Consider the following 10,628-nt stretch of genomic DNA (forward strand, 5'->3'; position numbering starts at 1 on the left):
GGGGTGGCGGGGGTGGGCTCGGGGCGCTCGGTGTTCTCGGTCATGGGGCCATGCTGGACCGCGAACAGGTCAGTTTCTGTCCGCTGGGCACGACGACTCGCCGGACCGGGCGAGGCGGTTCACGGCGTCCGTCGCCGCACCGGCGGAGGTCGGCGTGACGGCGACGGCGCCGGCGATCTCTCCGACCGCCGCACGCGTCCGCTACGTCGGCGACGGCACCTACAGCTGCCGACGGGACGGCTGTGCGCCCACGTGTGGGACCCGGCCCGGGGCACGTACAAGGTCTTCGACCCGTACGACTGCACCACCTGCTCGCTGTCCTCCTGGGGCGACGGCGGTGAAGGCGGCGGCTTCAGGAACCACCGGACCGCCGGCACGGTGGCCAGGTTCTCCGACTCGGCCGGCACGGTCGTCCACCCCTCGACCGCGCCCGACGTGGCCCCCTCCTGGTGGGGCTGGGATCCGGTCTGGACGATCGGGAACCGCTGACGCGCGCCCTGCGCACCGGGACGCCCGCCCCGCCTGCCGGGGCGGGCGTCCCGGTGTCCGGCGTCAGGCCAGGAACCGCGCCAGCAGGCGGTTGAGTTCGGCCGGGCGCTCGGTGGGGAGGGTGTGGTGGGAGGCGTCCGGGAGGACGGCGACGTCGGCCCCGGGCAGGAGGGCCCGGGCCCTGGCCGCGACCCGTCGCGCGTCGTGGGTCCGGCTGCGTCCGGCCAGGACGACCAGGGTCGGAACGGTGCAGGCCCTCAGCTCCTTCGGCCAGGGGCGGCGCAGGGCCACCACCTTGGATCGCACCGCCGTCGTGGTGCTGTCGAGGAAGTCCTGCCACCCCGGGTCCTCGGGGGGCCGGCCGGTCTCCCACAGCAGGAAGGCCCGCTGTCGCGCGACGGTGGGGCGCAGGAGCGTGGGAAGCGCGCGCAGCAGATAGCGGGGGCTCGGCCCGGCGAAGCAGTTGACGGGGTCGAGGAGGGCCAGTCCGCTGACGCGGCGGGGTGCGCGCAGCGCGTAGCGGAGGGCGATCGAGGCGCCGTAGGAGTGGCCGCACAGCCGCGTCTCCCCGAGGCCGAGTCCGTCCAGGAGCGCGTCGAGCCATGCCGTCAGATCCGCGGCGCCGCGCAGCGGTGTCCCGTCGTTGACGCTGTGGCCGACGTCGCCCATGACGTCGACCGCGTACACGCGGTGGTGGCGGCCGAGGTCCTCGACGTTCCGGAACCACGCCATGGAGGTGGTGCCGCCTCCGGGCAGCAGCACGAGCGGGGCGCCGGCCTCCGGACCGCAGACGTGGACCCGTGTGCTGCCGTACGGCGACGGCACGTCGATGCTGGTGACGTCCGCGGGCCAGCGCCGCAGCATCGCGTCGTACGCCGCGAGGAAGTCCGCCCGGTCACCGGTGTCGCCCTGCGTCATGGTGCTGCCCCCGCTCGTTCGAAGCCGCCGTCGTACCCGTCCGTCGTCCCGTCCATCGTCCCGTCCGGCCGCCGTCTGGGCCACGGTCGAACGCGCCGTGTCCGGACGGGGGTTCGCCGCCCGGCCGGGGCGTGCGCCCGAGGCCGCCGGCTCGGATGCCCGTCCCGGGACCGCTCCACCATCACAGGCAGAAAACGCTTTCTATCCACCCTGCGCGAAGCATTGACGAAACACCAGCGCCCCCTTAGCTTCATGCCCGTTGCACTTCGTACGTCATATATGAGACGCGATACATGAGATCTGAGAGTGCGCCATGCCCTATGCCCCCAGCCCCATCCCCTCCAGGACCCAGTACGTCCTGGAGGCGATCAAGCACGACATCCTCACCGGGGGCCTCAGACCCGGGCAGGCCCTCGTGGAAGCCGAACTCGCCGCGCGTTTCGGGGTGTCCAAGACACCGGTGCGCGAGGCACTGAAGACGCTCGCGGGCAGCGGACTGGTGGTGATGAGCCAGTACAAGGGCGTCACCGTGCGGATGGTCGACGCCGACATGGCCCGGGCCGTGTACGACGTCCGGCTGCTGCTGGAGCCGGAGGCGGTCCGCCGCGCCGTCGCCTCCGGTGCGCCGCTCGACGACGCCCACGAGGCGCTCGCCCGGGCCGCCGCCGCCGAGGACCCGGCCGAACGCTCCCTGGCCAACCGGGCGTTCCACCGCGCGCTCTACCTCCCCTGCGGCAACCCGCTGCTCGGGCGGATGCTCGACGAGGTGCGCGACCAGGCCGCGCTCGTCTCCACCGTCGCCTGGGCCGCCGTCCCGTCCTGGGACCGCGAGGCGGCCGAGCACGAGGAGATCCTGCGGCTCGCCGCCGCGGGGGACGCGGACGGGGCACGCCGGGCGGTGCACGCCCACATCGCCTCGTTCGTGGAGCGCGCCTTCCCCGAGAACCCCCTGAACCCCCTGGACAGTGAGTGACGATGACCTTCGAGACCCTTCGGGCCGCCCTCGCCGACGTCGTGGCCATCCCGGTCACGCCGTTCGCCGAGGACGGCCGGGTGGACTCCGCCGCCCACCGGGCGCTGCTGCGCCGGCTGCTCGACGGCGGGGTGCGCACCCTCACCCCCAACGGCAACACCGGCGAGTTCTACGCCCTCACCCCCGACGAGCGCCGCTCGGTCACCGAGGCGACCGTCGCGGAGGCGGCCGGCCGCGCCGCGGTCCTGGTCGGCGTCGGGCACGACCTGCCGACCGCGGTCGGGGCGGCCCGGCACGCCCGGGACACCGGGGCGCACATGGTGATGGTCCACCAGCCGGTGCACCCGTACGTCTCCGAGAGCGGCTGGGTCGACTACCACCGGGCCATCGCGGAGGCGGTGCCGGAGCTGGGCGTCGTCCCCTACATCCGCAACCCGCAGCTGAGCGGGGCGCGGCTGGCCGAACTGGGCGCCGCCTGCCCGAACGTGGTCGGCGTCAAGTACGCGGTGCCGGACGCGGCCCGGTTCGCCGGCTTCGCCCGGGACGCGGGCCTGGACCGGTTCGTGTGGGTGGCGGGTCTCGCGGAGCCGTACGCGCCCTCGTACTTCTCGGCGGGCGCCACCGGTTTCACCTCCGGTCTGGTCAACGTCGCCCCCGCGGTCTCCCTGGAGATGCTGGAAGCTCTGCGGGCCGGAGACTACGGGACCGCGATGAAGGTGTGGGAGCGGATCCGCCGCTTCGAGGAGCTGCGGGCCGCCAACGGGAACGCGGACAACGTGACCGTGGTGAAGGAGGCGCTGGCCTCGCTGGGGCTGTGCCGCCGGGACATCCGGCCGCCGAGCCGGGAGCTCCCGGAGGACGCGCGGGCCGAGGTCGCGGCGATCGCCGGCGGGTGGCCGATATGACGGACGGGGCGCCGAAGCAGCCGCACGAGCTGCGCAGTCACCAGTGGTACGGGACCGACGGGCTGCGGTCGTTCAGCCACCGCGCGCGGACCCGGCAGCTCGGCTATCTGCCCGAGGAGCACCTGGGCAAGCCGGTCATCGCGATCCTGAACACCTGGTCGGACATCAACCCCTGCCACGTGCACCTGCGCGACCGCGCGCAGGCCGTGAAGCGGGGGGTGTGGCAGGCCGGCGGCTTCCCGCTGGAGTTCCCGGTGTCGACGCTGTCGGAGACCTTCCAGAAGCCGACGCCGATGCTCTACCGCAACCTCCTCGCGATGGAGACGGAGGAGCTGCTGCGCTCGTACCCGGTGGACGGGGCGGTCCTGATGGGCGGCTGCGACAAGACGACGCCGGCGCTGCTGATGGGTGCGGCGTCGATGGACCTGCCGACGGTGTTCGTGCCGGCCGGTCCGATGCTGCCGGGGCACTGGCGGGGGGAGACCCTCGGGTCCGGCACGGACATGTGGAAGTACTGGGACGAGCGGCGGGCCGGCACCATCGGCGACTGCGAGATGGCCGAGCTGGAGAACGGGCTCGCCCGCTCCCCCGGTCACTGCATGACGATGGGGACGGCGTCGACGCTGACCGCCGCGGCGGAGACCCTGGGCGTGACCGTGCCGGGCGCCTCCTCGGTGCCGGCGGTGGACTCGGGGCACGACCGGATGGCCGCCGCGTCCGGGATGCGGATCGTGGAGCTGGTCCGTCAGGACCTGCGGCTGTCGCGGCTGCTGACCCGGGAGGCGTACGAGGACGCGGTCGCCGCGGTCCTGGCGCTCGGCGGTTCGACCAACGCGGTGATCCATCTGATCGCGATGGCCGGGCGCTCGGGGGTGAAGCTGACGCTGGACGACTTCGACCGGATCGCGCGGACGGTGCCGGTGCTCGCGAACCTGCGGCCCGGCGGGGCGTACCTCATGGAGGACTTCCACTTCGCGGGCGGGATGACCGGCTTCCTGTCGCGGATCGCGGACGTGCTCCACCTGGACCGGCCGACGGTCTCCCACGCCAGCCTGCGGGAGCAGCTCGACGGGGCGCTCGTCCACAACGACGAGGTGATCCGGGAGCGGCACCGGCCGCTGGCGGCCGAGGGCGGGCTCGCGGTGCTGCGGGGCAACCTGTGCCCGGACGGGGCGGTCATCAAGCACGTCGCCATGGAGCAGCGGTTCCTGAAGCACACCGGTCCCGCCGTCGTCTTCGACGACTACAGGACGATGCAGCGGACCATCGACGACCCGGCGCTGGGGATCACCGCCGACCACGTGCTCGTGCTGCGCGGCGCGGGTCCCAAGGGCGGTCCGGGGATGCCGGAGTACGGGATGCTGCCGATCCCGAAGTACCTGCTGGAGCAGGGGGTGCGGGACATGGTGCGCATCTCCGACGCGCGGATGAGCGGCACCAGTTACGGGGCGTGCGTGCTGCACGTGGCGCCGGAATCGCATGTCGGCGGGCCTCTTGCCCTGGTCCGTACGGGCGATACGATCACCCTCGACGTCGCGGCCCGCTCCCTCCGTCTGCACGTCGGCGACGAGGAGCTGGAGCGCCGGCGGGCCGGGTGGACCCCGCCGCCGGCCCGGTACGAGCGCGGTTACGGCGCGCTGTACATGGAGCAGATCTCCCAGGCCGACACCGGCTGCGACTTCGAGTTCCTGGCCCGGCCGGGGACGACGCCCGAACCCTACGCGGGCTGAACCCCGCCGTCCCCCCTCACCGCCCGATCTGTTCGAGATATCGAACATCGTTCGCGAAGCGCTTCACCTCTGATAGAAAGCGCTTTCCGAACCCTCGCACCGCCCGCCCGAGAACGGAGCCGCCGTCATGGCCACAGCTGTGACCAAACCGCCCCGCGCCGCCACGGCACGGGGGCGCCGCCGCACGGGAGCGACCCCCCGCCGGCTGCCGTACCTGCTGATCGCGCCCGCGGGGCTGTTGATGCTGGGCTTCATCGCCTACCCCGTGCTGAGCGTCTTCTACTACAGCCTCCAGCACTACAACCCGACGAAGCCCTGGCGGAACGGTTTCGCCGGCTTCGACAACTTCACGAAGATCTTCACGGACGACCCGCACTTCTGGGGCACCCTGACCTTCAGCCTCAAGTGGGTCGTGGTGGAGGTGTCGCTCCAGCTCCTCTTCGGCCTGGCGCTCGCCCTCATCGTCAACCAGACCTTCGTCGGCCGCGCCCTGGGCCGGGCCCTGGTCTTCTCGCCGTGGGCCGTCTCGGGCGTGCTCACCTCCGCGATCTGGGTGCTGCTCTACAACTCCCAGACCGGCATCACCCGTTATCTGGCGGACCTCGGCATCGGCGAGTACGGCACCTCGCTGCTCTCCGACACCGGCACCGTCTTCTGGGCGGCGATCGTCGCCGACCTCTGGCGCGGCGTGCCCTTCTTCGCCATCCTCATCCTCGCCGACCTCCAGTCCGTCCCGGGCGACCTGTACGAGGCCGCCGAGGTCGACGGGGCGGGCCGGCTGCGGCAGTTCTTCCACATCACGCTCCCGCACATCCGGGACGCGATCGTCCTCTCCACGCTGCTGCGCGCGGTGTGGGAGTTCAACAACGTCGACCTGCTCTACACGCTGACCGGCGGCGGACCCGCGGGCGTCACCACGACCCTGCCGCTCTACGTCGCCGAGACCAGCGTCGACGCCCACAACTTCGGTTACGCCTCCGCCCTCACCACGGTGGCGTTCGTGATCCTTCTCTTCTGCTCGATCGTCTACCTGCGCCTGAGCAAGTTCGGAGGCGACAGCAAGTGACCGCCGCAGCCACCCCCACCCGCACCGCCCCCGCCACCGGGGCCACCGGCCCCGCGCAGCCGCCGCGGAACACCCCGCCCGCCGCCGCCCGCAAGCGGCACCGGGCCTGGGACGAGGTCCCCCGCTGGCAGATCTACCTGCCGCTCGGCATCTACCTCGTCTTCACCCTGGTCCCCTTCTACTGGATCTTCCTCTTCTCCGTCCGCCCGGCCGGCTCGACCTCGCTGCTGCCCTGGCCGATGACGACCGAGCACTTCGAGAAGGTGTGGACCGAGCGCAGCTTCGGGATCTTCTTCCAGAACAGCCTGCTCATCGGCGTCGCCGTGCTCATCAGCACCACGGTGGTCGCGCTGGCCGGCGGATACGCCCTCGCCCGCTTCGACTTCCGGATCAAGAAGGGCTTCATGCTGGCCCTGCTCTGCTCCCAGTTCGTGCCGGGCGCCCTGCTCCTCGTGCCGCTCTTCCAGATCTTCGCCGAACTGCGGATGATCAACTCGATCGGCAGCGTCATCCTCGCCGAGACCGTCTTCCAGCTGCCGCTGTCGATGATCCTCATCAGCGGATTCATCAGGAACGTGCCGCCCTCCCTGGAGGAGGCCGCCTGGGTCGACGGCTGCAACCGGTTCCGCGCCTTCCTGATCGTCGTGCTGCCACTGCTGCGGCCCGGTCTGGTCGCCGTCGGCTCCTTCGCCTTCGTGCACGCCTGGAACCACTTCCTCTTCGCCCTGATGTTCCTCAGCAGCCAGAGCAAGCAGACCATCCCGGTCGGCCTCAACACCCTCATGGGCGCCGACAGCGTCGACCTCGGCGCACTCGCCGCGGGCGGCGTCATCGCCGCCGTCCCCGTCGTGATCGTCTTCGCCTTCATCCAGAAGTGGCTCGTCACCGGCTTCAGCGCCGGGGCGGTGAAGGGATGAGCCCCATGCCCGCACCCCAGTCCGTACGTGAACCCCTGCCCGTCGTCCTCGCGGGCGCCCGCGGCCACGGCCGCAGCCACCTCCTCAACATCCACCGGCTCGAACGGCTCGGCCTGGTCCGCCTCGCCGGCGTCTGCGAGCTGCGCCCGCTCGACGCCGCCGAGCTCGACGGACTCGGCGACCCCGCCCAGTCCGACGACTTCGAGGCGCTGCTCGCCGCCACCGGCGCGAGGCTGGCGGTGCTCAGCACCCCGATCCAGACCCACACCGACATGACGCTGGCCGCCGCCCGGCACGGCGCCGACATCCTCCTGGAGAAGCCGCCGGCCCCGTCGTACGCCGAGTTCCGGCGGATGGCCGACGGGGTCGCGGAGACCGGCCGGGCCTGCCAGATCGGCTTCCAGTCGCTCGGCTCGCACGCCGTGCCCGCCGTCCGCGAGCTGATCGAGCGGGGCGCCATCGGCGAGGTCCGGGGCGTCGGCGCGGCCGGCGCCTGGGTCCGCGACGAGGCGTACTTCCGGCGCGCGCCCTGGGCCGGCCGGCGCCGGCTCGACGGCCTCGACGTCGTCGACGGAGCGCTGACCAACCCGCTGGCGCACGCCGTCGCCACCGCCCTCGCCCTCGCCGGGACCACCCGCGCCGAGGACGTCACCGGCATCGAGACCGAGCTCTTCCACGCCAACGCCATCGAGTCGGACGACACCTCCGCCGTCCGCGTGACCACCGCCGCCGGACCGCCGGTGACCGTGGCGGCGACGCTCTGCGCCGAGAAGACCGGCGAGCCGTACGTGGTGGTGCACGGCAGCCGCGGCCGGATCACCTTCTGGTACCGCGAGGACCGGATCCTGCTCCAGCGCGCCGGACACGGCCCCGAGGAGATCACCTACGGGCGCACCGACCTGCTGGAGAACCTGGTCGCGCACGTCACCGGCGGCACCCCGCTCCTCGTGCCGCCGAACGCCACCGGCGCGTTCATGCGGGTCGTCGAGGCGGTCCGCACCGCGCCCGACCCGCTGCCGCTGCCCGCCGCCCACTGGCGCACCGAGCCCGGCGAGAGCGCCGAACGGCGGGTCGTGGCGGGCGTGGAGGCACTGGTGGCCGCGAGCGCCGAACAGCTCCGGCTCTACTCCGAGCTCGGCGCCCCCTGGGCGTCGCCGGCCCCGGCGGAGGTCCGATGAGCACCGCCGACACCGTCGTCCTGCGGGCCGCCGGCCGCGCCGTCGCCCACTGCGTGACCCGCCCGGCGCTCGCCGCCGACCACTCCCCGCGCCCCTATCTGCACCCGGTGACCACGCTCGCCGGGCGGGCCGTCACCGAGGTGCTGCCCGAGGACCACGTGCACCACCTGGGCGTCGGGATCGCCGTCCCGGACGTCGAGGGGCGGAACTTCTGGGGCGGTCGGACCTTCGTCCGCGGCCGGGGCTCGGTCGAGCTGGACAACCACGGCGTGCAGCGGCACGACGGCTTCAAGCTGTGCGACCCGGACGGCTTCGTCGAGGAGGTGAGCTGGACCGCCGGAGGGGAGCGACTGTTCGCCGAACACCGCACGGTCGCCGCGGTCCCGCTCACCGACACGGCGTGGGCCCTCGACCTGACCTTCTCGGTCGCCAACGTCTCCGGCCGCGACCTGTCCGTCGGCAGCCCGGCCACCAACGGACGCCCGGGCGCCGCCTACGGCGGCTTCTTCTGGCGCGCCCCCAAGGAGGCCGCGGCGCCACGGGTGTTCGGGCCCGGGGCGGACGGCGAGGAGGCCGTGCACGGGGCCCGCGCCGACTGGGTGGCGATGTGCGGCGACGGCTGGAGCCTGGTCTTCGCCGGGGCGACCGGGACCACCCGGCGCGACCCCTGGTTCGTGCGGGCCGCCGAGTACCCGGGCGTCGGCTCCTCCCTCGCGTACGAGGAGCGGCTCGCGGTCCCGGCCGGGGAGACGTTCGTCCGGCGCGTGGTCACCGTCGTCGCCGACGGGCGGCTCGACCGGGACGGCGCCGCCGCCCTGGTCCGCAAGGCGGTGGCGACATGACCGGGGCCGTGGTGCCCGAGGTCACCGGCGACCTGGGGGACGGCACGTACCGCAACCCGGTCCTGGCGGCGGACTGGTCCGATCCGGACGTGGTCCGGGTCGGCGAGGACTTCTATCTCACCGCCTCCAGCTTCGGCCGCGCCCCCGGACTGCCGCTGCTGCACTCCCGGGACCTGGTCAACTGGACGCTCGTCGGACACGCGCTCGAACGGCTCGAACCGGAGGAGGCGTTCACCGGTCCCCGGCACGACTGCGGGGTGTGGGCGCCGTCCCTCCGCCGTCACGACGGCCGGTTCTGGATCTTCTGGGGCGACCCCGACCACGGCGTCTTCCAGATCAACTCGGCGTCGATCGAAGGGCCTTGGACCCGGCCGCACCTGGTGAAGGAGGGCCGGGGGCTGATCGACGCGTGCCCGCTGTGGGACACGGAGACCGGCGAGGCGTATCTGGTGCACGGCTGGGCGAAGTCCCGGGCCGGCTTCAACAACCGGATCACCGGGCACCGGATGAGCCCGGACGGCACCAAGGTCCTCGACGAGGGCGGCACGCTCATCGACGCCGACCTGATCCCCGGCTGGTTCACCCTGGAGGGGCCCAAGCTGTACCGGCACGACGGCCGCTTCTGGATCCTCGCCCCGGCCGGCGGCGTCGCCACCGGCTGGCAGGGCGCCTTCCGCGCCGACTCGTTCTTCGGCCCGTACGAGGAGCGGATCGTCCTCTCCCAGGGCGACACCGACGTCAACGGCCCCCACCAGGGCGGCTGGGTACGCACCGGCGCGGGCGAGGACTGGTTCCTGCACTTCCAGCAGACCGGGGCGCACGGCCGGCTCGTCCACCTCCAGCCGATGCGCTGGGACGCGGACGGCTGGCCGGTCCTCGGCGACGACGGTTCCCCCGTGCGCGTCCACCGCAAGCCCGACCTGCCGTCGGGTCCCCCGGCCCGGCCGGCCGTGGACGACTCCTTCCCGGGCGGCGTCTTCGGGCCGCAGTGGTCGTGGACCGCCAACCCCGGTGCGGGGTGGACGAGTCCGCACCCCGGCGAGGGGCTGCGGCTCGCCTGCGTCCGTACCGGGCGGGCGGACGACCTGCGGTCGGTACCGCACGTGCTCACGCAGCGGCTGCCCGCCGGAGCCCGGACCGTGGAGGTCCGGCTGCGGCTGGAGTCCACGGCGCCCGGGGCACGGGCCGGACTGGTCGTGCTCGGCGACGCGTACGCCTGGATCGGCCTCGAACGGGACGCCGACGGCGGACCGCGGCTCGTCCACCGCTTCGCCCCGGGCAACGCCGACCGGGAGCGGGACGCGGCCCGCGCCGTGCCTCTCGGCACCGACGGGGTGCTGCTGCGGATCGAGGTCACCGCCGACGCCCGCTGCCGCTTCTCCTACGACGCCGGCGCGGGACCCGTCCGGCTCGGCCCCGAGTTCGCGGCCACCCCCTGGCGGTGGGTGGGCGCCCTGCTCGGCCTGTTCGCCGCCGCCCCGGAGGGCGAAGGGCACGCCGGGACGGGCGTGTTCACCGGCTTCCGCACCCACACCGGCTAGCGCCGACCGCCGCCACCGCCCGCCCCACCCGGGCGGGCCCGCACTCCCCCACGCACCACCCCCATCCCC

The 10,628-nt window shown here is 73.4% G+C and carries 10 protein-coding genes; 9 read left to right on the top strand and 1 reads right to left on the bottom strand.

The features are described 5' to 3' along the window. Positions 1 to 252: 252 nt before the first annotated feature. Positions 253 to 489 (top strand): hypothetical protein, encoded by a 237-nt coding sequence (locus IF73_RS0136260; protein WP_031015578.1) that lies wholly within the window; start codon positions 253 to 255, stop codon positions 487 to 489. A 63-nt stretch (positions 490 to 552) separates the two neighbouring features. Here the strand turns inward: IF73_RS0136260 and IF73_RS0136265 are convergent, their stop codons facing one another. Beyond that, entirely contained in the window at positions 553 to 1,407 is an 855-nt protein-coding gene (locus tag IF73_RS0136265) for an alpha/beta fold hydrolase (RefSeq protein WP_031015580.1), read from the bottom strand. A 313-nt stretch (positions 1,408 to 1,720) separates the two neighbouring features. On the opposite strand from IF73_RS0136265, the gene IF73_RS0136270 reads away from it, so the two are divergent. From IF73_RS0136270 to IF73_RS0136305, 8 genes are all read left to right on the top strand, one after another. Further along, on the top strand, positions 1,721 to 2,380 hold the full coding sequence (locus IF73_RS0136270) for a GntR family transcriptional regulator (protein WP_031015582.1): 660 nt from the start codon (positions 1,721 to 1,723) through the stop codon (positions 2,378 to 2,380). Positions 2,381 to 2,382: 2 nt separating this feature from the next. Next, positions 2,383 to 3,285 carry a dihydrodipicolinate synthase family protein gene (locus tag IF73_RS0136275; RefSeq protein WP_199806783.1) on the top strand — a complete coding sequence of 301 codons (903 nt, stop codon included), beginning with the start codon at positions 2,383 to 2,385 and terminating at the stop codon, positions 3,283 to 3,285. Further along, positions 3,282 to 5,015: an L-arabinonate dehydratase gene (gene araD / locus IF73_RS0136280; RefSeq protein WP_031015585.1), complete on the top strand. Its 1,734-nt coding sequence runs from the start codon at positions 3,282 to 3,284 to the stop codon at positions 5,013 to 5,015. Before IF73_RS0136275 ends, araD begins: the two co-directional genes overlap by 4 nt. 127 nt (positions 5,016 to 5,142) lie before the next feature. Then, positions 5,143 to 6,081, top strand: coding sequence for a carbohydrate ABC transporter permease (locus IF73_RS0136285; RefSeq protein ID WP_031015587.1), 939 nt, complete (start codon positions 5,143 to 5,145; stop codon positions 6,079 to 6,081). Then, positions 6,078 to 6,998, top strand: coding sequence for a carbohydrate ABC transporter permease (locus IF73_RS0136290; RefSeq protein ID WP_031015590.1), 921 nt, complete (start codon positions 6,078 to 6,080; stop codon positions 6,996 to 6,998). Before IF73_RS0136285 ends, IF73_RS0136290 begins: the two co-directional genes overlap by 4 nt. 5 nt (positions 6,999 to 7,003) lie before the next feature. Then, the gene (locus IF73_RS0136295; RefSeq protein WP_031015592.1) at positions 7,004 to 8,176 is read left to right on the top strand and encodes a Gfo/Idh/MocA family protein; all 1,173 of its coding nucleotides are present in this window, start codon (positions 7,004 to 7,006) and stop codon (positions 8,174 to 8,176) included. Beyond that, the gene (locus IF73_RS0136300) at positions 8,173 to 9,018 is read left to right on the top strand and encodes a PmoA family protein (protein ID WP_031015594.1); all 846 of its coding nucleotides are present in this window, start codon (positions 8,173 to 8,175) and stop codon (positions 9,016 to 9,018) included. Before IF73_RS0136295 ends, IF73_RS0136300 begins: the two co-directional genes overlap by 4 nt. After that, on the top strand, positions 9,015 to 10,559 hold the full coding sequence (locus tag IF73_RS0136305) for a glycoside hydrolase 43 family protein (RefSeq protein WP_051717701.1): 1,545 nt from the start codon (positions 9,015 to 9,017) through the stop codon (positions 10,557 to 10,559). Before IF73_RS0136300 ends, IF73_RS0136305 begins: the two co-directional genes overlap by 4 nt. Positions 10,560 to 10,628: the final 69 nt, after the last annotated feature.

The organism is Streptomyces sp. NRRL F-5727 (assembly GCF_000719555.1).
In the GTDB taxonomy this organism is placed as follows: Bacteria; Actinomycetota; Actinomycetes; order Streptomycetales; family Streptomycetaceae; genus Streptomyces.